Source organism: Streptomyces sp. NPDC057474 (assembly GCF_042802555.1).
In the GTDB taxonomy this organism is placed as follows: domain Bacteria; phylum Actinomycetota; class Actinomycetes; order Streptomycetales; family Streptomycetaceae; genus Streptomyces.
The window spans coordinates 1-25112 of record NZ_JBHVDX010000150.1 but is presented as its reverse complement, the minus strand read 5'-3'; the positions used below and the strand labels follow the sequence as shown (position 1 = coordinate 25112).

General features: G+C 75.2%; 17 protein-coding genes. 5 read left to right on the top strand and 12 right to left on the bottom strand.

All coding sequences use genetic code 11. From position 1 onward, the window contains the following. Positions 1-40: 40 nt before the first annotated feature. The 7 genes from ACFU53_RS32235 to ACFU53_RS32205 all read right to left on the bottom strand — a co-directional run bounded on the left by ACFU53_RS32235 (position 41) and on the right by ACFU53_RS32205 (position 7531). Positions 41-1696 carry an FAD-binding oxidoreductase gene (locus tag ACFU53_RS32235; RefSeq protein WP_384000327.1) on the bottom strand — a complete coding sequence of 552 codons (1656 nt, stop codon included), beginning with the start codon at positions 1694-1696 and terminating at the stop codon, positions 41-43. Then, the gene (locus ACFU53_RS32230; RefSeq protein ID WP_384000324.1) at positions 1693-2988 is read right to left on the bottom strand and encodes an FAD-dependent monooxygenase; all 1296 of its coding nucleotides are present in this window, start codon (positions 2986-2988) and stop codon (positions 1693-1695) included. Before ACFU53_RS32230 ends, ACFU53_RS32235 begins: the two co-directional genes overlap by 4 nt. Before the next feature lie 5 nt (positions 2989-2993). Further along, complete coding sequence (locus ACFU53_RS32225; protein ID WP_384000321.1) at positions 2994-3263, bottom strand: acyl carrier protein; 270 nt, start codon at positions 3261-3263, stop codon at positions 2994-2996. 74 nt (positions 3264-3337) lie between these two features. Beyond that, on the bottom strand, positions 3338-4600 hold the full coding sequence (locus ACFU53_RS32220; RefSeq protein WP_384000318.1) for a ketosynthase chain-length factor: 1263 nt from the start codon (positions 4598-4600) through the stop codon (positions 3338-3340). After that, complete coding sequence (locus ACFU53_RS32215; RefSeq protein WP_384000315.1) at positions 4597-5862, bottom strand: beta-ketoacyl-[acyl-carrier-protein] synthase family protein; 1266 nt, start codon at positions 5860-5862, stop codon at positions 4597-4599. The genes ACFU53_RS32220 and ACFU53_RS32215 overlap by 4 nt, the downstream gene beginning before the upstream one ends. A gap of 10 nt (positions 5863-5872) precedes the next feature. Beyond that, entirely contained in the window at positions 5873-6625 is a 753-nt protein-coding gene (locus ACFU53_RS32210; protein ID WP_384000312.1) for a thioesterase II family protein, read from the bottom strand. 84 nt (positions 6626-6709) lie between these two features. After that, a complete protein-coding gene (locus ACFU53_RS32205; RefSeq protein WP_384000309.1) occupies positions 6710-7531 on the bottom strand; it encodes a BTAD domain-containing putative transcriptional regulator in 822 nt (273 codons plus the stop codon). A gap of 251 nt (positions 7532-7782) precedes the next feature. Between ACFU53_RS32205 and ACFU53_RS32200 the strand changes: the two genes are divergently transcribed. The 5 genes from ACFU53_RS32200 (at position 7783) to ACFU53_RS32180 (ending at position 12233) form a co-directional block, all read left to right on the top strand. After that, positions 7783-8067, top strand: coding sequence for a phosphopantetheine-binding protein (locus tag ACFU53_RS32200; RefSeq protein ID WP_384000306.1), 285 nt, complete (start codon positions 7783-7785; stop codon positions 8065-8067). Positions 8068-8188: 121 nt separating this feature from the next. Further along, the gene (locus ACFU53_RS32195; RefSeq protein WP_384000303.1) at positions 8189-9268 is read left to right on the top strand and encodes an LLM class flavin-dependent oxidoreductase; all 1080 of its coding nucleotides are present in this window, start codon (positions 8189-8191) and stop codon (positions 9266-9268) included. An 11-nt stretch (positions 9269-9279) separates the two neighbouring features. Continuing rightward, on the top strand, positions 9280-10038 hold the full coding sequence (locus tag ACFU53_RS32190) for a thioesterase II family protein (protein ID WP_384000300.1): 759 nt from the start codon (positions 9280-9282) through the stop codon (positions 10036-10038). Beyond that, positions 10035-11207 carry an N-methyl-L-tryptophan oxidase gene (gene solA / locus ACFU53_RS32185; RefSeq protein ID WP_384000297.1) on the top strand — a complete coding sequence of 391 codons (1173 nt, stop codon included), beginning with the start codon at positions 10035-10037 and terminating at the stop codon, positions 11205-11207. The genes ACFU53_RS32190 and solA overlap by 4 nt, the downstream gene beginning before the upstream one ends. A gap of 39 nt (positions 11208-11246) precedes the next feature. Further along, complete coding sequence (locus ACFU53_RS32180; RefSeq protein ID WP_384000294.1) at positions 11247-12233, top strand: BTAD domain-containing putative transcriptional regulator; 987 nt, start codon at positions 11247-11249, stop codon at positions 12231-12233. A 30-nt stretch (positions 12234-12263) separates the two neighbouring features. Here the strand turns inward: ACFU53_RS32180 and ACFU53_RS32175 are convergent, their stop codons facing one another. The 5 genes from ACFU53_RS32175 to ACFU53_RS32155 form a co-directional block, all read right to left on the bottom strand. Then, positions 12264-12785: a flavin reductase family protein gene (locus tag ACFU53_RS32175; protein WP_384000291.1), complete on the bottom strand. Its 522-nt coding sequence runs from the start codon at positions 12783-12785 to the stop codon at positions 12264-12266. A 77-nt stretch (positions 12786-12862) separates the two neighbouring features. Then, a complete protein-coding gene (locus ACFU53_RS32170) occupies positions 12863-13693 on the bottom strand; it encodes a 4'-phosphopantetheinyl transferase family protein (RefSeq protein WP_384000289.1) in 831 nt (276 codons plus the stop codon). Then, positions 13690-14580 (bottom strand): ACP S-malonyltransferase, encoded by an 891-nt coding sequence (gene fabD / locus ACFU53_RS32165; protein ID WP_384000286.1) that lies wholly within the window; start codon positions 14578-14580, stop codon positions 13690-13692. Before fabD ends, ACFU53_RS32170 begins: the two co-directional genes overlap by 4 nt. Positions 14581-14600: 20 nt before the next feature. Next, a complete protein-coding gene (locus ACFU53_RS32160) occupies positions 14601-22730 on the bottom strand; it encodes an amino acid adenylation domain-containing protein (protein WP_384000284.1) in 8130 nt (2709 codons plus the stop codon). A gap of 21 nt (positions 22731-22751) precedes the next feature. Continuing rightward, positions 22752-25112, bottom strand: a 2361-nt coding sequence (locus ACFU53_RS32155) for a beta-ketoacyl synthase N-terminal-like domain-containing protein (protein ID WP_384000281.1), incomplete at its 5' end; no start/stop codon positions are given.

Here is a 25112-nt window from a genome sequence, read left to right as displayed (position 1 = left end):
CCGGACGGCTGCGTCCGGCGGGCCCGATGCGTGTGCGGGGCTATGCGGGGCGGATGCCCAGCGTCTGGCGGAACACGCCGCGCGGGTCCCACTCGGCCTTGATCCGCTGGAGGCGGGGGTAGTTGTCCTTGTAGTAGAGCCGCTGCCACGAAACGCCCGAGGAGTTCCACTCGGGATCGGCCAGGTCGATGTCCGGGTAGTTGATGTAGCAGCCGTCGCTGCCGCGGCCCGGGACGGGCACGCCTCCGGTCGACGCGAACACGTCCCGGTACAGGCGGCGCAGCCAGCCGATGCTGTCGGCGTCGGCCTGCGGGTCCTGCCAGGTGTTCATGAAGATGACGTTGAGGACGGAGTCGCGGTGGGAGCCGGCTGTGGCGTGCGCAGGGAGGGTGTTGGCGTGGCCGCCGAAGGACTGGATGGACACGGACGCCGACTCGTGGCGGTGGTCGGCCGTGTTCAGGTGGGTGTAGAGGGCGTCGATCTGCGCGTCGGTGAAACTCCGGCGCAGATAGGCCGACTTGATCTTCTGGCGGCCCTTGTCGGTGTCCTGCGACTCGGCCAGCGCGAGCGTCGCGGTCAGCCACGCGTCGGAGGCCGTGTCGGTGATGTAGGGGGTGACGCCGACGCCGTCGGTGAGTTCGTCCACGTACCTCCGCAAGAGTTCGGGGGCGTCGGGCAGGGTGGCGTCGAGGTGGGTGAAGACGATGGCGCTCTGGCCGGGGTCGTTCTCCTTGAGCCGGCCGGGCAGGACGAGTCCGCTGTACAGGCCGGTGTACGGGGAGTCGGCGCCGCTGTTGCGCTCGTGCCACAGCCCGTGGTTGCGCACGAGCCGGCCGAACGCCGCCTTGTCCATGCCCTCGCGCGGGAAGATCACCGCGTTGGACAGGATCGTGGCGGGCGGGCGCGGCAGCAGCTGCGCCGGGTCGGTGCCGGTGGCGTGCGGGGAGCGGAACCAGTAGCGGGTGACGACACCGAAGTTGCCGCCGCCTCCGCCGGTGTGGGCCCACCACAGGTCGCGGTGCGGGTCGTCCTTCTCGCGGGTGGCGACGACGGCGCGGGCGCATCCGAAGGCGTCGACGACCACGACCTCGACCGCGTACAGGTGGTCGGCGGCCAGGCCGTGTGCGCGGGTGAGGGCGCCGTAGCCGCCGCCGGCGATGTGGCCGCCGAAGCCGACGGTGGCGCTGGCGCCGCCGGGCAGGGTGACGCCCCAGCCCTCGAACAGCGCCCGGTAGACGTCCATCAGCCGTGCGCCGGCCTCGATCATGAAGGCTCGGCGGCCGGCGTCGTAGGTGACGGCGTCCATGGCGCCGAGGTCGATGACGACGCGGACGGCCGGGTCGCCGACGACGTTCTCGTAGCAGTGGCCGCCGCTGCGCACCGCGATGCGCTTGCGCTGCCGTACGGCGTCGGCGACGGCATCGACGACCTGCCGCGTGGTGGTGACCGGGCGGAAGACGTCCGGGTGCGCGGTGAACCGCTTGTTGCTGCCGCGCACGGCCAGGTCCGCGTAGCGCGGGTCGCCGGGTGTGACCCGGGGGGCCGGGGCGGCGGCCTGGGCGGCGGTGCGGGGGGCCGGGGCGGCGGCCGGTGTCGCGGCGCGGGCGGTGGTGGGCAGGCCCGCGGCGGCGAGCCCGGCGGCGGCACCCGCCGTGAACGACCCGGCGACGAAGCGCCGACGGCTGGGAGCAGTCATCGTGCACCTTTCTCATATGTCTGGACGAGGGGCTGGTGGGCGGGGGTCGCGGTGAAGAGATCGGTCCGTACCCGGACGGGGGTGCGGCCGTGGGCGATCAGGGAGGTGATGCGCGCCCCGGCCGGGGTGCGGGTGACCAGTGCCGCGGCGCGGGCCCGCGCGAACGTCGCGGCGCGTCCGGCGGAGCCGAAGAACGCCTTGGCCTGCAGGCGTTGGGTGCGGGTCACCGCGTCGGCGGCGGGGGCACGCAGTTCCTCGAATCGGGCGAGGCGTGCGCGGCCGACGTCGCCCGCGCGCAGCGCGTCGACGAGGACGGGGTGCAGGACGGCGGCGTCCTGCAGCGCGAGGTTGATGCCCTGGGCGCCGAGCGGCCCGTGGGTGTGGGCGCTGTCCCCGGCCAGGACGAGTCCGTCGCGCGCCCACTGCTCGGCGCGGGCCGCGAACACGTCGAGCAGTGTCAGATCCGACAGGCTCCGCAGGTGCGTGTCGATGAGGTCGGCGAACTCCGGTACGGCTGCCGCCAGTTGGGTCTTGACGGCGCTGATGCCGCGGTCGGCGACGGCGGACCAGCCGCGGTGCGGCAGCGTCCAGCCGATGCGGAGCCGGTCGGGGTGGGTGTCGTGGACGAGTACGGCCGTGCCCGCCGCGCGGTGGATGCGCACGCGCCCGGTGGCGCGGCCGGGCGCGGGCAGCGAGAACCACACCAGGTCCTGCCGGAACGCCTCGGTGCGGCCGGCGTCGATGCCGGCCAGGGCGCGGGTCCTGGAGAACCGTCCGTCGGCGGCGACGACCACCTGGGCGCGCACGCGGGTGCGGTGCCCGCCGGGCGCTCTCGCCACGGCCCCCGTGTACCGCCCGTGCTCCTGGAGGAGGGCGTGGACCCGGTGCCCGTCGAGGTAGGTGAAGCCGGGCAGCCGTGAGCAGGCGGTGAGCAGTTCGCCGAGCAGATGGCGCTGGGGCAGCGCGAGGAGGTGGTCGTAGGGGGCGTCCAGGCGCCGGTAGTCGATGTCGAGCAGGACGCGGCCCCGCTCCAGGACCTGGAAGCCGTGCAGGGCGCGGGCGCCGCGGCGGCGTGCGGCCGCCAGCACGCCCAGCTCGTCCAGGATCCGCTGGCCGCCCGGCTGGAGGATCTCGCCGTGGAAGTCGCGGGCGAAGGCGGTCGACTTCTCCAGGAGTGTGACGGTGACGCCGGAGCGCAGCAGCATCAGGCTCAGGGCGAGTCCTGCCGGGCCCGCGCCGACGACGCAGACGTCGGCGCGGGTGGTGTCGGTGTGCCCGGCCCGTTCGGTCATGGCTTTCAGGCCGCGGCCGCGGCCGCGGCGGACAGGGTCCGGTTGATCAGGGCGAGGTAGTCGCGCGGGGTCTCGGCCTCGTCGAAGCTCTCCTCGTCGAGGGTGATGCCGTAGTCGCGCTCGATGCGCCCGGTGGTCTGCAGGATGGCGAGTGAGTCGTAGCCGAGTTCGATGAACGGGACGTCGATGACGTCCCCGTCCAGGTCGATGCCCTCCTCCTCGCCCGCGCACTCGCGCAGCAGGGCCCTCAGGTCGCTCAGTTCGAGGTGGTCCATGACGTGACTCCATTCGGTTCTCGGGCTGCCGGGGCGGGTGGCCGCCGGCGCCGTGGCGGGGCGGGCGGCGCCCGTCACGGGCGTCGGGGCGGGGCGCTGACGACCGCCGCGGAGTTGAATCCGCCGCGGCCTCGTGCGAGGACCAGCGTGTGGCGCAGCCGGACCCCGGTGCGGGTGGTGGTGACCAGGTCGAGGGGGCAGTCGTCGGCGGGGTGTTCGGTGCCGGTGGTCGGCGGGATCACCTGGTCCCGCACGGCGAACAGGGCGGCTGCCAGGTCGAGCGAGGCGCCTCCCGCCAGGAGGCGCCCGGTCATCGACTTGGGGGCGGTGACCGGCACGCCGTACGCGCCGAACACCTCGGCGAGCGCGGCCGCTTCGGCCCGGTCGGCGGCCCGCTCGCCGGCCGCGTCGGCGAACACCAGGTCGATCTCGTCGGGCCGCACGGCGGCGTCGGCGAGCGCGAGCCGGGCGGCGTCGGCGAGCCGGGGGGTGCCCGGGCCGTCGAAGGTGGCGGCGTATCCGGCGACGGTGCCGTAGGCGTCGGCGCCGCGGGCGCGGGCGGACGCGGCGTCCTCCAGGACGAACAGCGCACCGCCCTCTCCGACGACGTGCCCGGTGGCCTCGGCGGAGAACGGCAGGTAGGCGCGCGCCGGGTCGTCGACGGTGCTGAGGCCGCCGCCCGCCAGGTGGGCGGCCCAGCCCCACGGGCACAGGCCCGAGTCGACGCCGCCGGTGATCATCATGCGGCTGCCCCGGCGGATCTGGCGGCGGGCGTGCGCGACGGCGTCGAGGCCGCCCGCCTGTTCGCAGACGACGACTCCGCTGGAGCCGCGCAGCCCGTGCCGGATGGAGATCTGGCCGGTGTTGACGGCGTAGAACCAGGCGAAGGACTGGTAGGCGCTGACGTGCTGGCCGCCCTTGCTCCACAGCGCCTGCAGCTCGCGCTGGCCGAACTCGAAGCCGCCCGCCGAGCTTGCGGTGACCACGCCCGCGCTGTAGTCGGGCAGGGCGGCCGGGTCGGTGCCGGCGTCGTCGAGGGCCTCCTGGGCGGCGGCCAGGGAGAGCCGGGTGACCCGGTCGGTCTGCGGCAGGAGCCGGCTGGTCAGATGGTCCTCGTCGACGAAGCCGGGGACCTCGCCCGCCAGGCGTACCGGATAGCGGGACGCGTCGAAGCGGGTGAGGGGGCGGATGCCGCTCTCGCCCCGCAGCACGGCGTCCCACCAGGCCTTCGCGCCCAGGCCGTTGGGGGCGGCGACGCCGATGCCGGTGACGAGGGGGGCCGTGGTGGACGGGGCGGGGCCCGGGGCGGTGGAGTGCTCGGGCGTGGCCGTGCTCATGCTGCCTCCTTCGGTCGCGGCCGGGTCAGGACGATGGCGCTCTGGAAGCCGCCGAAGCCGCTGCCGACGCTGAGCACGGTGTCGGTGCGCTGCTCGCGTGCGGTCAGCGGGGTGTAGTCGAGGTCGCAGGCCGGGTCGGGCTCGTGCAGGTTCGCCGTCGGCGGCACGGTGTTGTGCTCGATGGCCAGGGCGCTCGCGGCCACCTCCAGGGAGCCGATCGCGCCGAGGGAGTGCCCGATCATCGACTTGATGGAGCTGACGGGCGTCCGGTAGGCGTGCTCGCCCAGGCTCCGCTTGAAGGCCGCGGTCTCGTGGCGGTCGTTCTGCTTGGTGCCGGAGCCGTGGGCGTTGATGTAGTCGACGGCGGTGGGGTTCAGGCGCGCCTCGTCGAGCGCGGCCCGGATGGCTTCGGCCATCTCCTCGCCGTCGGACTTCAGACCGGTCATGTGGTAGGCGTTGGAGCGCCCGGCGAACCCGGCGATCTCCGCGTACATGTGGGCGCCGCGGCGGCGGGCGTGCTCGAACTCCTCCAGGATCAGGACGGCCGAGCCCTCGCCGAGCACGAAGCCGTTGCGGGTGCGGTCGAAGGGGCGGGAGGCGGTCGCCGCGTCGTCGTTGCGGGGGCTCGTCGCCTTGATGGCGTCGAAGCAGGCCACGGTGATCGGGGAGATCGGCGCCTCGGTGGCTCCGGAGACCATCACGTCGGCGCTGCCCTCGCGGATCAGGTCGACGGCGTGGCCGATGGAGTCCAGGCCGGAGGTGCAGCCGGTGGAGACGAGGGAGACGGGGCCCTGGGCGCCGGTGGCCAGGGCCACTTCGGCGGCCATGGAGCTGGGCACGAAGTAGTCGAAGAGGTGGGCGACCGCCCTGGTGTGGTCGACCTCCCAGGTGGAGCCGTTCTCGCTGACGACTTTGTATTCGTTGTCGAGGCCGGTGGTGCAGCCGACCGCGCTGCCGAGGGTGACGCCGGTGCGCACGGGGTCGAGTTCCCCGCTCAGCCCGGCGTCGGCGACCGCCTCGCGGGCGCTGGTCAGCGCGAACTGGGCGGCCCGGTCCAGGCGGGCGGCCTCCTGGGGGGTGAAGCCGTGCGCGGCCGGGTCGAAGTCCGCCTCGGCGGCGATGCGCGAGCGGAACGAGGACGCGTCGAACAGGGTGATGCCGCGGGTGGCCGTACGGCCCGCCGTGAGCGTCTCCCAGTACTTGTCGGTGCCCACGCCGCCGGGGGCGACGACCCCGATGCCGGTGATGACGACCCGTCTCATCGGTAGTCCCTCACAGTTGTCCTCCAGCAGGTACAGGTATGAGCGCGGCGCGGCGCGCCACGCGGCAGGCACGCCCGATGAGCCGGGGGATCTCCCGGCCGCGAACGAAGAAGTGGTCGCCCGCGACGGTGCGGCGTACGAAGCGGCCGGTGGTCCACTGCCGCCAGCCGTCCAGCGCGGCGGGCCCGGCCACGGGGTCGTCGCGGCCGTCGACGGCGAGCACGGGCACCGGCAGGGGGCCTCCGGTGGAGGCGTCCATGGCGGCGGCGCGCAGGGCCCGGGCCAGTACGAGGTCGTCCCGCAGTACGGGCAGGACGGCGCGGTGCCACACGCTGTGGGTCTCGGCGAGCGGGCCGCCCGGCGCGGAGCCCAGGTCGCCGACGAAGCGCAGCAGTTGCTCGTCGGTGAGGTCGCCGCCGCCGGGCGCGAGGGTGTGCGGGGCGGGACAGGCGCCGACGGCGAGCAGTTCGGGTCCCGGCAGGCCGGCGGCGAGCAGGGCGCGGGTGAGGGTGTAGGCGACGGTGCCGCCGAGGCTGTGCCCGTACAGGGCGTACGGGCCGTCGGCGGCGGCGTCGGCCAGTGGGCCGAGCAGATCGCCGAGGAGCCCGTCGCGCCCGGTCAGCCTCGGCTCACCGCGCCGGGTCTCGCGCCCGGGCAGCAGCACGGGAACGATGTCGACGCCCGGCCCCGAGCGCTGCTGCCAGCGGCCGAAGCTCGACACCCCGGCACCGGCGTGCGCGAAGCAGTACAGCCTTACGTTCATGGCACCCGAGCCTCGCGGACGCGCCTGGAGAACGACTTGAACCAGCCAGTGCAGGGGTGCTGCGGTGGCCGGCCGACGGCTCGTTCAGGCCGCGTACAGGTCGAACGTGGAGGAGCGGCGGGACCCGGAGGCGACGTCGAGCTGCGGGTCGACGGCGAGCATCGCGTGATGCAGCCGCTGCAGCTGCGGCGCCGGCTCGACGCCGAGCTCCTCGATGAGGCGCCGGCGCAGGCGGTGGTAGACGTCGAGCGCGGTCGCCTGCCGGCCGGAGCGGTAGAGCGCCACCATGGCCTGCGAGTGCAGCCCCTCGTGCTGGGGGTGGCGGGCGATCAGATCGGTGAGTTCCGCGATGACTTCGCCGTGGCGGCCCAGGCGCAGGTCGGCGTCGATGCGGCGCTCACGGGTGACGAGCCGGCTCTCCTCCAGGCGCATGACCTCTATCTCCAGGATGGGCCCGAGGCGTACGTCGACGAGCGCGTTGCCCTGCCACAGGCCGAGGGCCTCGCGGTAGGTGCCGGCCGCCTTGTCGTCCGCGCCCTCGTCGAAGGCCTGCTGCCCCTCGGCGACCAGACGCTCGTACTGGTTGACGTCGACGGCCTCCGGCGGGATCTGCAGGAGGTAGCCGCCGTGCCGGGTGGCCAGCACGTCCTTGGCGGTGTGGGGTGTCCCCGGCCCCATGGCGGTTCCCAGTCTGCGGCGCAGCTGGAGTATGTAGGTCTGCAGTGTGGTGAGGGCGCTCTGCGGGAGTTCGGTGCCCCAGATCTCCTCCATGAGGGTGGGCACGGGCATGACCCGGCCCGGGTAGAGCGCGAGCAGTGCGAGGATCTGCCGTGGCTTGCCCGCCGTCGGAACGATCGACATCCCGTTGGCGGCGGCACTCAGCGGACCCAGAACCTGAATCTTCATGGTTTCCTCCGTACCGGTATCCGATGGGGGTCGATATTGCGCCACGCAAGGGGTCGCTGTCCTTGTTCCCCGATCGATGGACGAGAGGGACCGTAGCCGCTCTCCACCTTTTTCCTCACCGGTCTCCAGTGGTTTTCATGCGGTTCTCGACAGTCTCCTTCTGACGGGCCGCTGACAGATACCTGATGTGTGCGGAACGGAATTCGGAGAAACTTCCGGGCGGCGGCGGGGCGCTGTTAGGTTGCGGCACCATGGAGACCTATTCCACAGATGAGGCTCAGGCCGGCGCGGACCCGGTCACCCGGCAGCTGCTGCGGCAGATGGTCGCCCGCGCCATGCAGGTGGAGCCGGCCGAACTCCCGGGCGAGGACGAGGATCTGGTCGATCACGGGCTCGATTCGATCAGCACGATGCAGCTGATCTCCGCATGGCACCGGCGCGGGGTCGAGGTCGGCTTTCCCGAGCTGATGGCACGTCCCACGCTGGGGCACTGGTGGCAGCTGCTCTCCGCCCCGAACGCGGCCGGCGCCGCCTGACAAGAACTCAAGACCGCGTTCAAGACCCCTGGAGGGCCGCTCGTATCCGGCCCGCCGCCGCCGCGCACCGCCTATGGTCCGAAAGCCGAAAGCCGGAATCGGATCACCAGACGGAGCCCCCATGGAATTCGGCGTCAACTTCTTCCCGGTCATCGACCCGGAAAAGAAGAGTGCGAACACCTATTACGACGAGAGCCTCCAGCTGATCGAGCTGGCGGAGGCGCTCGACTTCCAGCACGTCCAGACGGTCGAGCACTACGGCTCCCCCTACGGGGGCTACAGCCCCGATCCGGTGGTGTTCCTGGCGGCCGCCGCCGCCCGCACCAGCCGGATACGCCTGGCGACCGGGGCGGTGATCGCGTCGTTCGCCCATCCCGTGCAGATCGCGGCGCGTCTGGCGCTGCTCGACAACCTCTGCCACGGCCGGCTCGACGTGGGGTTCGGCCGCGGCTTCCTGCCCGACGAGTTCGAACTGTTCGGGGTCGACATGGGTGAGAGCCGCGCCCGGTTCACCGAGGTCGTGGACGCCTGTGTCGCCCTGTGGAGCGGCGAGGAGGTCCGCTTCGAGGGTGCGGTGCACCGGTTCGGCCCGGTCACCGGCTTCCCCCGGCCCTACCAGCGCCCGCACCCGCCGGTGTTCGTCGCGTCGGCGACGAGCACCGAGTCGTGTGCTCTGGCCGGTACGCAGGGCCACCACCTCCAGGTCGTGCCGTCGGTGACCAGCCGGCAGCAGCTGACGGAGATGACCGCCGCCTACCGCGCGGCGCGCCGCGCCGCGGGTCACGCGGGCCCGGGCCGCATCCAGATCAAGTACACCTGCTACCTCGGCGAGGACCGCGAGCAGGCGCTCGCCGACGCCCGCGCCAACGAGCGGAACTACGTGGAGATGATGGCCGGGGCCGTCGCCTCCTGGGCGAGCGCGCGGTCCGCCCAGTACCCGGGGTACGAGAAGTTCGCCGAGAAGGCCCGCGCCTACGACTTCGACCGGGCCCTCGCCGACCACAAGGTGCTGGCCGGGACGCCCGACGACGTCCGGGCGCAGATCGAGACGGTCGGCGGCTGGTACGGCCTGGACATCTGCCTGAGCCTGCAGTTCAACCCCGGCCACCTGCCGTACGAGCGCGCCGAGCGCGCCATGGAGCTGTTCGCCGACCGGGTCGCCCCCGCCTTCACCGGCGACGGCCTGGCGGCGGCGGCGTGAGGGGAAGCGGAATGTACGGCAATCACGAGCGGCCGCTGCGCCTGTTCGTCCTCCACCACGCGGGCGGCTCCCATCTGCTGTACCGCGACTGGCCCGGGCTGCTGCCCGCGGGCTGGGACGTGCGCCTGCTCGACGTGCCCGGCCGCGGCCGGCTGGCGGGCGAGCCGCACATCGACGACGCCCGCGAGCTCGCCGCGTTCTTCCTGCGCCGCCTGGCCGGCGATCTCACCGGCCCGTTCGCGTTCTTCGGGCACAGCATGGGCGCCCTGGTCTCCTACGAGATGACCCAGCAGCTGATGGCCCGGGGCGGCCTGCTGCCCGTGTGGCTGGGTCTGTCGGCGCGCGGCGGTCCCCGCCCCCAGGGTGAGGGCACCCGCCGTCACGAGCTGCCCGACGAGGAGCTGCGGGTGCATCTCGCGGCGATGGGCGGCACACCCCTGGAGGTGCTGCGGGACGCCGATCTGTGGGCGATGTTCGCCCCGGCGATCCGGGGCGACCTGAAGCTGGTGGAGAGCTGGCGCCCGCTGCCGGGCGCTCCCGCGCTGCCGATGCCGGTGGCGGTGTACGGCGGCAGGCAGGACGTCGTCGTCCCGGCGGAGCGGCTGGCGGGATGGGAGCCGCATGCCGAGCGTTTCCAGGGGCTGCGGATGTTCGAGGGCGGCCACTTCTACTTCCAGGCCGATCCGCGTCCGCTGCTCGGCCTGGTGGCCCAGGACGCGGCGGCGGCGCTGGGGCCGGCCCGGGCGGGCTCGGCGGTGAGGCCGGCGTGAGCGGGGCGGACCTCGCCGCGGCGGACATCGCCGCGGCGGACATCGCCGTCGTCGGTCTGGGGGCCTGGGGCGCGAGCGCCCTGTGGCAGCTGGCCCGGCGCGGCCTGCGGGTCGTCGGCGTCGAGCGCTACGGCCTTGCCAACCTCAACGGTTCCTCGTCCGGCGAGAGCCGGATGTTCCGCACGGCGTGCCTGGAGCACCCCGGTCTGGTGCCGCTGGCGCGGCGCTCGCGCGAGCTGTGGCAGCGGCTGGAGCGCGAGACGGGCACCCGTCTTCTGGAGCCGACCGGCGCGATGCTGATCGGGCCCGAGGACGGCCGGATCGTGGACGGCGCCCTGCGGGCCGCCCGTGCGCACGGCCTGGACATCGAGGTGCTGGGCCAGGACGCGCTGCGCCGCCGGTCCCCGGCCCACGACGGGCTGGCGCCCGGCCACATCGCGGTGGTGGAACCCGCGGGCGGGCTGACCCTGCCCGAGAGGACGATTCGCGCGGCTGTCGGGGCGGCCCGGGCCGCGGGCGCGCGGGTCCTCACCGGCACCCGGGTCACGGCGGTGGAGTTCACCGGCTCGGGTGTCGCGGTGCACACGGCCGCGGGCCGGGTGCTGCGGGCCGGGCAGGCCGTGGTGACGGCCGGGCCGTGGCTCGGCCGGCTGGTGCCCGATCTGCCCCTGGAAGTGGTGCGGATGCCCACCACGTGGTTCACGCCCGCGGTGCCGGACGAACGGTTCACGCTGGGGCGGCTGCCGGTGTTCATGCGGGAGCTGGACGGCGGGGACGTGATCTGGGGCCACGGCACGCTGCCGGGCCGCACGGAGCTGAAGCTGGGCCTGGAGGACGGCGGCAGGCACTTTCGCATCGTGGACCCCGAGACGCTGGACCGGTCCGTCCCGCCGGCCGACTGGGCGGTGCTCTCGCGGCATCTGGCGTGGGCGGTGCCGGGCGTGGGCCCGGCACCGTCGCGGGCCACCGCGAACATCTACGCGCGCACGCCCGACGGCCAGTTCGTCATCGGCAGGCCGCGCGGCAATCCGCGCCTGGTGGTCGCGGGGGGCTGCTCCAGCCACGGTTTCAAGCACGCCACGGGCGTCGGCGAAGTGGTGGCCGACCTCGTGCAGGGCAAGGAGCCGGCGTTCCCGCTGGGATTCACCGACCCCGACCGGTTCGAATGACGCGCCAGGCGTGACGCGCGAGGAAGATGCGAGGGAGAGATGCAGTTCCGCATTCTCGGTCCCGTGGAGATCCAGGACGAGCGAACCGGTCTGAAGATCCTTCCCACGGGCGCCAAGCAACGCGCCCTGCTGGGAGCGCTCGTGGTGAAGTCCGGGCACATCGTGTCCGTGCACCGCCTGATCGACGAGCTGTGGGGCGAACACCCCCCGGCCAACGCGACGAACGCGCTGCAGGCCCATGTGGCGCGGCTGCGCCGGCTGCTGCCCATGCCCGAGCCGGGATCGGGCGAGCAGCACCACGAGTGGATCGTGACGCGCTCGCTCGGCTACGTCCTGCGCCTGGGCCGGGACACCACCGACGCGGACCGCTTCAACGAGCTGGCCAGCCGGGGCCGGGCCGCCGCGGCGTCCGACCCGGAGCACGCGGCCGAAGTGCTGCGCGGCGCCCTGGCGTTGTGGCGCGGGCCCGCCCTGGAGGGCAGTGTCCGCGGGGACATCTGCGCGGCCGAGGCGGCCCAGCTGGAGGAGCACCGGCTCACCGTCCTGGAGACGCTGTACGACGCGTGTCTGCGGGCGGCCCGGCACGGCGAGATCATCGGCGAGCTGGAGGAGCTGACGACGGACCACCCGATGCGGGAGCGGTTCTACGACCTGCTGATGGTGGCCCTGTACCGGTGCGGCCGCCAGGCGGAGGCCTTGAGCGTGTACGACCGGGCGCGCAAGCGCCTGGTGCACGAGCTCGGTGTGGAGCCGGGCCCCGCACTGCGCCGCCGGATGGAGGCGATCCTGCGGCACGACCCGGGCCTTGTGGCGCCGGGCGCGGCCGAGCAGGTGGCCTCGGTGCACCCGATGCCGCTGCCGGTACGGACGGGCGCGGCGGCGCCGGCCGGGCCCGACGCGACGGTGCTCGGTCTGAGCGGGGAGGTCGCCCGGCTGCAGCACCGCATCGAACGGCTCTCCCTGGAACAGGAGGAGTTGATGCGCCGCTTCGACCAGCTGATGGCGCGTCCGGCGGCGGGCCAGTAGGCCCGGCGCCGGGGCGGGGGCCCGCCGGTCTCAGTTCGCGTGCTCGCGAGCGGTGTGGAAGCCGCGCCGGTACCACAGCAGGGGCGCGGACGCCGGGTCGCCCGTACGGATCTCCACCGGCGTGCCGAGGATCAGGTCGTGGTCCCCGGCGCGCACGATCCGTGCCGTGCGGCAGCGTACGAGGAGCGCCGCGTCCGGCAGGCAGGGTGTGCCGGCCTCCTCCCAGTCGGCGAAGCCGCAGCCGGCGAACCGGTCGACGCCCTGGGTGGCGAAGCGCCGGGCGACGGCCCGGTGGCCCTCGCCGAGCACGTTGAGGACGAACTCCCCGGCGGTCGTCACCGCCGGGTGGCAGCTGGACGTCAGCGCGACACCGACCATGATCAGCGGTGGGTCCAGCGAGACGGAGGTCACCGAGCTGGCGGTGAAGCCGCGCCGCCGCCCGTCCGGGTCGAGGGCGGTGACGACGCTGACCGGCGCGGCCAGCAGCGCCATCGCGTCCCGGAAGTCCTGCGGGGCGAGCGCGGGGCGGGTCTCCTGCCGGAGGGCTGTCATGGGTGCTCCTCGGTCCTCGGTGCTCCTCGGTCATGGGCGTGTGCCGGTCAGGGGCGCTTTCGCCGCGAGGGGGGCGGTCACCGCGCGGCGCCCGGCAGCGGGTGCGGGGCGCGGTGCGCGCCGGGCAGCGACACCTCGTGTGGTGCCGCCCGGCCCCAGGGGAATCCGTCGTGGACCAGGAGCCGCTGCGGTGCGGCGCCGTCCGGTCCGCGCTCCACGGCGAGGGAGACCAGCACCTGCGGGCGCGGCTCCAGTTCGGCGAAGCTCCAGCGGTCGGCGCTGTCGTCCTCGGGCGGCCGGAACCCCAGCACGCCCTGCTCGTCGTCGAGTTCGAAGGCGAACGAGTCGAAGGGCAGCCCCAGGCCGAGGCCACGGGCCTTGGCGTAGGCCTCCTTCAGCGTCCACAGCCGCAGTGTGGCCCGGTCGCGGCCGCTGCCCGCCGGGAGTGCGGCGAGGTAGGCGCGCTCCTCGGGGGCGAAGGACTCCACGATCCACTCGAAGCCGCGTTCGCCGCTGCGGTCCAGGCGCTCGACGTCGACGCCGACCCGGCGGTCGCGGGCGACGGCGACGACGTTGTAGCCGTGCGCGTGCGAGAGGTTGAAGTCGAGTTCGCGCTCGCTGCCGGGGCGGCCGGTGGACGGCGCCCGGAGGAAGGGGCGCCCGCGCGAGGAGCGCCAGATCGTGGCCTCGGCCTCCGGGACGCCGGACTCCAGGAACAGCACGCGCCGCACCAGACAGTGGGCGACGAGGTACTGGCGCCGGTCGCGTTCGAACAGGAACCGCCGGGCGATCTCCTGCTCGTGCTCGTCCAGCCAGTGCCGGGCCAGCAGGGTGCTGGTCGCCACGTCGAGGCCGTCGTTGGGGCAGAACCAGATCTGCGGGTCGCGTACCGGTCGCGTACCGCTCATCGGGCGCCCGCACCGGCCAGGGCCTGGTCCCGTTCGCGCCGGATCTGCCGCAGCAGGCCGGCGAGCACCTTGCCGGTGCCGATCTCGGTGAACTCGGGCTCGGGGCCGTACTCGCCGTCGAGGATCGCCTCGACGGTCTCGCGCCAGCGCACCGGCTGATGGATCTGCTGGAGCAGGGTCTCGCCGATGCGGTCCTGCTCGTAGGGGCGGGCGGTGGCGTTGGCGATCACCGGGTGGGTGAGCGGGCCGAAGGCGGTCGCCCCGACGACGGGAGCGAGCCGTTCGGCGGCCGGGGCCATGTAGCGCGAGTGGAAGGGGCCGCTGACGTCGAGGCGGCGCACCATGCGGGCGCCGGCGTCCTCGAGGATCGGGCCGGCCTCGGCCAGGTCCTCCACCGGGCCCGCGAGGACGATCTGGCCGGGGGTGTTGAGGTTGGCCAGGTCCAGGGAGGCGAACCCGGCGCGCAGCAGCAGGAAGCGCAGCCGGGGCTCGGGCAGGCCGATGACGGCGCTCATCCCGCCGCCGGCGATCTCGGCCATCGCCGCGGCCCGCGCGGCGACGAGCCGCAGCCCGTCGGCGAAGCCGAAGGCGCCCGCCGCTTCCAGGGCGTTGTACTCGCCGAGGCTGTGCCCGAGCGCGAGGCCGGCGCGTTCGCCGCCGTCCTCCAGGTGGGCCCGGTGGGCCAGGGCGTTGACGACGAACAGGGCGGGCTGGGTGTAGCGGGTGTTGCCGAGCTGTCCGCCGGGGTCCTCCAGGCACAGCCGGCGCAGGCTGTAGCCGAGTACGTCGCTCGCCTGCCGCTCCGACTCGGGGAAGCGCTCGAACAGCTCCCGTCCCATGCCGACGCGCTGGGCGCCCTGGCCGGGGAACATGAGGATCCGGGTCATGGTCAGTCACTGCCTTCAGATCAGACGGTCACGGGTCGGGGGAAGGCCTGCTCGGCGAGGTCGCCGAGGTCGGCCGCGGTGAACAGGGTCTCCAGCGGCAGTTGACGGCCTCCGTCGGCGGCGATGCGTGCGGCGATGCGCAGCAGCTGCCTGCTGGTCGCCCCGAGCGCGAACAGGTCCTGTCCGCGGTGGAGCCGGCCCGGGTCGGCCCCGAGCTCGGCGGCCACGAGCCGGGCCAGGCGGGGGAAGCCGGAGGTGTCGGCGCCCGGGGCGGGTGCGGCGCCGACGCCCGGGGCGGGTGCGGCGCCGACGCCCGGGGCGGGTGCGGCGCCGACGCCCTCGGAGGCGGCGTGGGCCGCCGGGGACGGGGACTGGGACTGGGCGAGGCCGATGCCCCAGACGGAGCCGAGGCGGGCGGAGAGGGACTCGGCGCCCGCGGTGACGGGCCCGGGGCCGGCGGTGACGGGCCCGGGGCTGGCGTCGGTCGGCGGAGCGGACGGGGCGGCCAGGCCGGTCGGGGCAGTCGGGCCGGTCGGGGCAGTCGAGCCGGTCGGGTCGGTGAGGCCGGTGGGGCCGGTGGGGCCGGTGGGGCCGGTCGGCAGCGGGTACCTCGTGCGGGTCAGGGGGGTGGCCGGGAGCGCGGCCTTCGGGGCCGCGATCGGGGGCCAGTCGACCCGCTCCCCCGCCACCCATGCCCGCAGCAGTGCCTCCTCCCCCGGGGCCGGGGCGCTGACGTCGGTGACGCCCGCGCCCCGGGTGCGCACGCGCTGGGCCAGGACACGCAGGGCCGGGGCCGCCCCGGCTGCATCGGTGACCAGGCCCGCGCGGGCCGGGCGGTCGGTGCGGCCCTCGCGCAGGGTGCGCGCGACGCGCCCGGCCCCCAGGGAGGGGGTCCGCTCCCAGGCGTCGGCCAGGCTCTCGGCGAGCGCGGCGAGGTTCTCGGGCGTGTCCGCGGACAGCGGCAGCGCCCAGGTCCCCCACTCGTCCGGGCCCGGCTCGGCGGCCGGCGGTTCCTCGACGACGAGGCTGCCGTACGACCCGCCGCCCGCGAAGCCGTTGACCAGGACGCGGCGGGGGGTGTCGGGGGCGGTGCGCCAGCGGCCGGCGCCGTCGGCGGCCAGGGCGACCGAGCCGCCGGTGCGGGCGAGCGCCGGGTTCACCGCCGAGGTGAGCCGGGTCGGGTACACCTCGCCACGGCGGAACTGGGCGACGACCTTGCCGAGCTGCGCGAAGACCGAAGCCGCCTCCAGATGACCGGTGTGGGGCTTGACCGTGCCGACCGGCACCGGGCCCCGGGCGGCGCTGTCGCCGCCGAACAGCCGTCCCAGCGCGGTGAATTCGAGGGCGTCGGCGAGCGCGGCACCGGCCGCGGCGGCCTCCACGTAGCCGATGTCGGCGGGCGCGAGGCCGGCGTCGTCGAGCGCGGCCCGCATCGTGGCCTCCTGCCGCCGCGGGTCCGGGATGCCGAACCGGCGCGTCGTACCGGAATGCTGGAGGGAGCCGCCGCGCAGCACGGCGTGCACCGGGTCCCCGTCGGCGAGCGCGCGGTCCAGGGGCTTGAGCAGGACGGCGCCGACGCCCTCGCCGACCAGCCAGCCGCCGGCCCGGTCGGTGAAGGCGCAGGAGTCGCCGTCCGGGGCGAGGAGTCCCATCTCGGACAGGACGTCGAGGTGGTCGGGGTGGAGCACCAGGTTCGAGGCGGCGGCGAGCGCGGCCTCGCAGCGGCCGCCGGCGACCGCCCGGTAGGCGGCCTCCACGGCGGCGAGCCCGGACACGCACCCGGTGTCGATGAGCAGGCTGGGGCCGGTCAGTCCGAAGGCGTGCGAGGTGCGGTGGGCGAGCCCGCCCCGGGTGGCGTGCGTGCTGTCCCCGGGCCGTTCGCCCGCGCGGGCGGCGACCCCGTACAGCGCGTGGTCCTGCCACATGGACCCGACGAACACCCCGACCTGGCCGTGGCCCGCGAGGTGGTCCGGGGTGAGCGCGGCGTCCTCCAGGCAGCGGCGGACGACGGACAGCAGGAGGCGTTCCTGCGGGTCGATGGCGATGCCCTCGGCCTCGGGGATGCCGAACTCGTCGGCCTCCGCGGCGAGTACGTCGTCGAGGTAGCCGCCGACGGCCGCGCCGGCCCGCCGGGCGCGGACGCGCAGCGGCGCCCAGCGTTCCTCGGGTGCGGGACCGATGGCGGTGGCGCAGCGGGCGAGGAGGTCGTCGAGTTCGTCGAGGGTGCGGGCTCCGGGGAGTTCGGCGGCGAAGCCGACGACGGCGACGGCGCGCTCGCCCGCCGGACCGGGGCCGGGGGCGGGGGCGGGGGCGGGGGTAGCGGGCCGGTCTGTCGAGGGCGCCGGCCGGGCGTCGCCGGGGGCGAGTGCGGTGCGGCGGGCGCGGGTCTGGCCGGTGAGGGCGCCGCCCCACAGGGACAGCAGCAGCTCCTGTTCGCCGTCGACGCCGAAGTCGGCGCGCACCGTGTCGAAGTCCATCTCGCCGACCGCGCACAGGCCGAGCCCCCGCTGCGGGGCGCCCGTCAGGAGCAGCTGAGCGATGTGCCCGGCCTCGATGGTGGAGAAGCGGGTGGCGTTGCGCTCGCCGTAGGCGGGGGCGATGGCGGCCGGGGTGGAGACCAGGAAGACGCCGAAGCCGGAGTTCTCCACGAGGGCACGGTTGTGCAGGACGTGCAGGTCGGTGCCGTAGCGGGCGTCGGGTGCGAGGGCGATCAGGGCGCGCTCGGCGGGGTGCAGGTAGTACAGGCCGGGCTCGGTGTCCTTGACGGCGCCGGGGGCGACGTACACGTACACCTGGACGGGGTAGAAGCCGCCGCCGGAGGGGTAGCGGCGCTTGGCGCGGCCGTCGAGCTCGCCCCAGGTGACGGTGGCGAGCAGGTCGAGCAGGTCGTGGGCGGGCAGCGGGCCGTCCGCGAACGTGCGGAAGGAGGAGGCGTCGAAGAGGGCGCGGGCCTCGCCGGGGGCGGCCGGCGGGACGGGGACGCGCCGCAGGGACGCGGGCAGCCGCCGCTCGGCGACGCGGGCCTCCTTGAAGGCGGCCTTGGCCTGGGGGTCAAGGGCGATGCGGACGTCGGTGCCGGTGGTGGCGGGGGCGGTCTGGGCGGAGCGGGGCCGGCCGTCCGCGGCCGGTGCGGCGAGGCTCTGGGCGATGGAGCGCGGGGTGGGGCTCAGGATGAGGACGTCGACGGGGACCTGTGTTCCGGTCGCCGCCTCGATCTCCTGGGCGAGCCGGATCATCGTGAAGGAGGTCGCCCCGAGGTCGAACAGGTCGCGGTCCAGGCCGACCTGGTCCACGCCGAGCACGTGGGCGGCCGTGCGGGCGACGTCCTGGGCGCCGAACCCGCCGGCGGCCTCGGCGGGCTTCGTCCGGTCCGGTGCCGGGACGGCGGCCTCGGTGAGCGCGTCGAGCGTCGGCTTGCTGATGAGCGCGTCGATGGGCAGGGCGGTGCCGGTGAGACGCTCGATCTCCTGCGCGATACGGATCATGGTGAAGGAGGTGGCACCGAGGTCGAACAGGTCCGCCCCGCCGTCCGGTTCGGCGATGCCGAGCACGCCGGCGACGGCGGCACGGAGGTCGGCGCGGAGGTCGGCGCGGAGGTCGGCGCGGGGGCCGGTGCCGGTCCCCGCACCGGGGGGCGCCGGAGCCGCAGGGGTCCCGGTCACCGGAACCGGAACCGGGACCTGGGCCGGGACCTGGGCCGGGACTGGGGCCGGGACTGGGGCCGGGACCTGGGCCGGGACTGGGGCCGGGACCTGGGCCGGGGCCTGGGCCGGGGCCGCCGTCGGTTCGGCGTCGAAGAGCCGCGCGGCCGCCGGGCGGTCGAGTTTGCCGTTCGTCGTCAACGGAAGGTCCTCCACGAAGCGGAAGTGGCTCGGCACCAGGTAGGCGGGGAGCGTGTCGCCCAGAGCGCGCCGGACGCGGGAGACGGGCGGGACGTCGCCGGGCTCGCGGGCCACGCAGACGGCGGCCAGGGCCTGTTCGCCGGAGGCCGCGTCGCCGATCGGGAGCACGCGCGCCTCGGCGATGCCCGGCACACCGGTGAGGGCCGCCTCGATCTCCTCGGGCTCGATCCGCAGCCCGCGCAGCTTGAACTGGCCGTCGATCCGGCCGAGGTAGCGGATCTCGCCGTCCTCCCCGAGCTGCCCGAGGTCGCCGGTGCGGTACAGGCGCGGCGAGGGATCGAGCTGGGGGAAGGGCGACGCGACGAAGCGCTCCGCGGTCAGTGCGGGCCGCTCGTGGTAGCCGAGCGCGACCTGGCGTCCGCCGATGACGATCTCCCCGGGCGTGCCGGGTGCCACCGGGCGCAGCCGGTCGTCCACCAGGTGGATGCTGGTGTGCGCGACGGGCCGCCCGATCGGCACGGTCGGCTCGTCCCAGCCGGGCCGGCAGGCCCAGTGCGTGACGTCGACGGCGGCCTCGGTCGGACCGTACAGGTTGTGCAGCTCGACTCCGCCGGCGCGGGCTCCCCCGGCCGCGTACACCTGGAAGAACTCCCGCATCGTGGCGACGGGCAGTGCCTCGCCGCTGGTGAACACGTAGCGCAGGGCGTCTGCCTCGGCGGCGCCGGGGTGGCGCAGGAACATGCCGAGCACGGAGGGCACGAAGTGGGTGACGGTCACCCGTTCCTCGCGCAGCAGCCGCGCCAGATAGGCGGGGTCCAGGTGGCCCTGGGGGCGGGCGACCACGATGGATGCGCCGGCGAGCAGCGGCCAGAAGAACTCCCAGACCGAGACGTCGAATCCGTACGGCGTCTTCTGCGCGACCCGGTCGCCGGGGGTGAGCGGGAACCGGTTCTGCATCCACGACAGCCGGTTGGCGACGCCCTGTTGGGAGTTGCGGCAGCCCTTCGGCCTGCCTGTCGTGCCGGAGGTGTAGATCGTGTAGGCGGGGTCGTCGGGGCCCACCGAGACGGCCGGCGGGGTGGAGGGCAGCGTCTCCAGCACGGCCCGGTCCGCGTCCCGGTCCAGGCGGACGACGACCGCGCCCGCCTCGGCGGGGACGGCGGCGTGGGCCTCGTCCGCGACGACGACCCGGGCGCCGCTGTCCTTGAGGAGGTAGCGGACGCGCTCGGGCGGGTTGGCGGGGTCGACGGGCACGTAGACGGCGCCCGCGCGCACGATGGCGATGAGCGCGGCCACCAGGTGCTCGGAGCGGTCCATGTGGACGGCGACGTGGTCGCCGGGGCGGATACCGAGGGCGTGCAGGTGGTGCGCCAGCCGGGCGGTGCGGTGGTCGAGTTCGCGGTAGGTCAGGGTGCGCCCGGCGTAGTGGACGGCCGCCCGCCCGGCGTGCCCGGCGAGCCCGGCCTCGACGAGCTCGACGAGGGTGGCGGGCGGGTCGTGGTCCGCGGGCCCGGCCCCGTCCGGGTCGTCGTCGCCGACGTGGGCGTCCGCGAGGACGTCGAGGCCGAGGTGGGTGCCGCGGGCGGCGGTGGCGGCGTGCCCGGTCGCGGGATGCGCCTCGCCGGCGCCGTCCGGGTGGGGTTCGGCGGCGACCGGGCCGGCCGGGGCGTGGTGCTCCGGCGCGACGAACGCGCGCACCCGGCGCGCGTACCGCTCGAACATCGTGTCCAGGCGGCCCGGTCCGAGGGCGCCGTCGGCCGCGTCCCACTGTCCCATCAGGTCGTCGCCGACGAGCAGCGGCACGTGGTCGAGCAGGACCTGCGCGGTCTGCGACTGGCTGGTGCGCAGCCGTACGCCGCCGGGGTGCAGGGCCGGGTCGATCTCCGGGACGCGGGTGAAGACGACCGGCAGCCGCAGCGCGCCGCCGGAGCGGAACACCCGGGTGCGCAGCTCGCCGAGGCCGGGCCGCAGTTCGGCGCGCTCCAGGTCGGTGCGGACCCGGTCCCACAGCGCGCGGGCCCGGTCCTCGAAGCCGTCGGGGAGCGTGTCGTCGACGGTGACCCAGGCGAGCTGGGTGAAGTCGGCGACCATCCCGGCGGCGCCCGGCAGGCCGGCCGGGCGGTCCCAGGACACGACGGTGACGGTGAAGGGGCCCGCGGCCCCGTACTCGGCGCGCAGTTCGTCGGTGTACGCGGTGAGCAGGACGAGGTCGGCGGGGACGCCGATGGCGGCGGCGCGCCGGCTGAGCGCGCGCCACGACCCCAGGGGCGCCCTGCGGTGGGTGCGCCGGGCGCCGGGGGCGGGCTCGGCCAGGGCGGGCCCCGACGGCAGCGCGGCGAACTTCTCGCGCCAGGCGGTACGCGCCCGCTCCCCGGCCGCTGTGCGCTGCCGTGCGGCGAGCGAGCGCAGATGGGCCATGGGATCGGCGGGGGTGGTCAGCACGGAGTCGTCGCCGTCGTGGAGGGCGAAGAGCTGCCCGAACAGGAGGGCGAAGCTGCGGGCGTCGGCGAGCAGGGCGTCCAGGAGGACGTGCAGCACGGCGGTCCCGTCGGGCAGCGCACTGGCCTCGATGGCGTACATCGGGCTGCCGCCCAGCGGGAACGTGGCGGCGCGCAGCCGCTCGGCGATGTCCGCGAGCGCGGCCTCGACGTCGGCGGCCCCGGTCAGGTCGTGGCGGGCGATGCGGTAGGTGCCGGTGGGCGGCGCGACGGTGAGGGTGCCGTTTTCGTGGACGGCGGCGCGCAGCATGGGGTGGTGCGCGACGAGCCGGTTCCAGGCCCGCTCGAGAGCGTCGATGTCCCAGTCGACGGCGCGGGGTTCGAGCAGGAACTCCTGGTACACGCGTGTCTCGGCGTCGCCGCCGAGCTTGCCGGTCCGCCCGACGAGGTAGGCCGACTGGACTTCGGTCAGGGGGACCGGGCCGCCGGGGTCGACCGGGCCGCCGGTGTCGTCGGGGTCGTCGGGGGGTGGCGGCGTGGGCGCGGCGGGCAGGGTGAGGGCGTCCGTCCCCTCGTCCGCGATCCGCTCCAGTGCCGTGCGCAGCGCGCCGAACGCGGTCCGCGTCCGCGCCTGGTCCAGGGCCGTGGGGGCGAAGTCCCACGAGAGGAGCAGTGCCCCTTCGCGTTCCTGGACACAAGCCTCCAGGTGGACGCCCGAGGTGAGCGTCGCCGAGGCGTCCAGGTCCACCCGGGCCGCCCAGCTGTCCGTGTCCTCGGACGGGTCGGACAGGGTGGTCAGGCTGCCGAGGAGGCTGGTGAAGACCATCGGGACCGCCAGGCCCCGGCGCCCAGGCTCGGTCCGCGCCCGCTCGCGCAGGGCCCGCACACCGCTGACCGCCGCGTGCTCCAGGTCCTGCCACAGCCGGGCGCGCACCAGGTCGAGGCGCTCTGCCGCCGTGCCCGCCACGGGCGGGGCGACGAACACGGAGGTGGAGATGAACGGGCCGGCCAGGCGCGGCACATCGCGATGCACCCGGCGCCGGTTGTAGGTGGTGAGCACGAGGGGCAGCGGTGCGTCGCCGCCGCCGGAACTCTGGACGGCCGCCGTGCACAGCGCGAGCAGCAGGGCGGTCGGGGTGGCCCTGGCCTCCTTGGCCGCCGCCTTCACCCGCTCCCAGCGCTCCGGCTCGAGGCGCAGCGCCAGCCTGTGGTGGGCCGGTGCGCCGGCGGCGCCGCCGGCCAGGGGCAGCGGCCGGTCGAAGTCGACGTCCGCGAGCCGTTCGCGCCAGTACGCCAGGGACTCCTGGGGCACCGGGGTGCCCGCGGTGGAGGTGACGTACTCGCGGAAGGTGAGCGCGGGCGCGGTGACGGCGGTGCCGTGCGTGTACCGCTGGTACCACTGCTGGAGCAGCAGCGACACGCTCGGCCCGTCGGCGACCAGTTCGTCCACCGTGAACAGCACCCGGGCGCGGCCGCCGGGCAGGTGCGCGACGCGGATCGCGAACAGCGGCCAGCGGTGCGGGTCGAACCCGGCCAGTGCCTCCCGGCGCAGCCGCGCCAGTTCCGCGTCCCGTTCGGCGGGGGCCGCGGCGCTCAGGTCGCTGCGGGCGAACCGGTGGGCGGGCACCTGTGCGCGCACCACCTGCCGCGCGTCCGGCAGGACGTGGGCGCGGAGCATGTCGGTGGCGGCGACGACGTCGTTCCAGGCGGCCTCCGCGCGGTCGGTGTCGAAGGCGTCGGCCTCGAACTCCAGGTGGATCTGGGTTCCGGCACCGGTACCGCCTCCGAGCGTGCGGCCCACGTAGAACGACTCCTGGACTTCTGTGAGGGCGAAGGGCTCGAACCGGGCGGTGGGGTCGGTCTGCGGCATCACTGGGATCTCCGGTTCCCTCTACTGGCTCTTCACGGCGGACAGCTGGGCGAGGAGTTCGTCGACGGTGGACTCGCTGAGCAGCTGCAGCGGGAGGGTCTCGCCGAAGCGCTCGGTGATCTCGAAGCGGAGGTTCATCGCGCCGATGGAGTCCACGCCGAGTTCGACGAGGGTGCGTGCGGTGTCGATGGGGCCCTGTGCTCCGGGTCCTGCGGCCAGTTCGCCGACGAACGCGACGAGGCGGGCCAGGCGGGGGTCGCCGGGGGCGGGTACTGGTACGGGTACAGGTACGGGGGTGGTTGCGGTGTCGGGTACCGGTGCGGGCACGGGTATGGGTGCGGGGGTGGATGCGGTGTCGGGTACCGGTGCGGGTGCGGGCACGGGTACCGGTGCGGGCACGGGTGCGGGTGCGGGTGCGGGTGCGGGTGCGGCGGCGGGGTCGGCGGCCTGCGGGGCGGGCTCCTCGTCGGCCAGCCAGTGGCGGCCGCGCAGGAACGCCGACGGCGGCACCGCCACGATGCGTCCCGGGTCCGGGTCCGGGTCCGGGTCCAGCGCCGTCCAGTCGACCTCCCAGCCGGTCGCCCACAGGTCGGCGACCTGCTCCGGGCGGCCCGCCCGCCACAGCGCGGCCAGCAGGTCGCCGGTCTCCGGGGCCTGGCCGCGGGAGGTGACGGCGGTGCCGGTGCGCAGTGCGTCGGAGGCGGCGCCGTCCCGGGCGAACCGGGCGAGTTCCGCGGCGAGCCGGGTGGCGGAGTCGGTGACGACGGCGAGGCGGTGCTCGCGTGCCGCGCGCCCGGTACGCAGGGTGCGGGCCACGTCGGCGAGCGGGGTGGCGTGGCCGGTATCGGTCAGCCACCGGGCGAGGCGCCCGGCGGTGGCGGCGAGGTGGGCGGCGGTGGGTGCGGACAGGACGAAGAGCCGCCGTGGCTCCGGCCGGGGGGCGGCCTCCTCGGCCGTCGCCCGCGGCGCCCACTCCTCGACGACGGCGTGGGCGTTGACGCCGCCCGCGCCGAAGGAACTGACGCCCGCGCGCCGGGGCAGTTCACGGCCCGCGGCGTCGCGCAGCCGCGGCCAGGGCGCGGCCTGGTGCTGGAGCCTGAAGCGGGTGCCGGCGAGGTCCAGGCCGGGGTTGGCGGGGACGGCGTGGAGTGTGGGTGCCAGGGTGGCGTGGCGCAGCTGGAGCAGCACCTTGGTGAGGGCGGCGATGCCCGCGGCGGACTCGCCGTGGCCGATGGCGGACTTGACCGACCCCAGGGAGCAGGGGGCCGCGCTCGGGCCGCCCGCGCCGTACGTCTCCTGCAGAGCGGCGAGTTCGACCGGGTCGCCGAGTTCGGTTCCGGTTCCGTGGGCCTCGATCACGTTGACGGTGGCCGGGTCCACGCCGGAGCGGCGCAGGGCCTCGCGCAGGACGCGGGCCTGTGCCCGGGGGCTGGGCGCGGTGAAGCCGTTGGTGCGGCCGCCGTGGGCGACGGCGGTGCCGCGGATCACGGCATGCACGGTGTCGCCGTCGGCGAGGGCCCGTGCCAGCGGCTTGACCACGACGGCTCCGGCGCCCTCGCCGGGTCCGAACCCGGCACCGCCGGCGCCGAAGCTGCGGCACAGGCCGTCCTCGGCGAGGAATCCGGACTGGCGCAGCATGCGGAACCGTGAGGGGTGCAGATAGAGGTTGACGCCGCCGACGAGCGCGGCCGCGCACTCGCCGCGCCTGAGCGCCTCGACGGCCAGGTGCAGGGCGACGAGGGAGGACGAGCAGGCGGTGTCGACCGGCTGGCTGGGGCCGCGCAGGTCCAGGAGGTAGGACAGCCGGTTGGGCGGCGACCAGGAGTGGCCGGAGGGCATGTCCCGGTGGCCCGCCGCCCAGCGCTCGGCGCCGAGCAGCGGATAGTCGGCGGAGGTGATGCCCGCGAAGACGCCGACACTGCGGGGCTCGCCGTCCGGCGCGGTGAGGGAGTCGAGCCGGGCACCGGTGAGCCCGGCGTCCTCCAGGGCCTCCCAGGCGACCTCGAGGAAGAGCCGTTCCTGCGGGTCGGTGAAGGAGGCCTCCCGGGGGGAGAGACCGAAGAACGCGGGGTCGAAGGAGTCGACCCGGTCGAGGAAGTGCCCCCGGGCCCGCACCCCGCCCGGGTCCCGCCAGCGGTCGGTGGGCAGGTCGGACACGGTGTCCTTGCCGGCGAGCAGGTTCTCCCAGAACGCCTGCGGGTCGTCGGCTCCGGGGTAGCGCCCGGCGAGCCCGACGACGGCGACGGCATCACCGGCGCCGGCATCGGCGGCAGCAGCAGCGCCGGCAGCGGAGGCATCGGCCGCGGCGGCAGGGTGGCCCGCCGGCCGGCCGGCTGCCTCGGAGGGACGCCCGGCCGCCGGTGCGGCACGTACCGCCGCCGC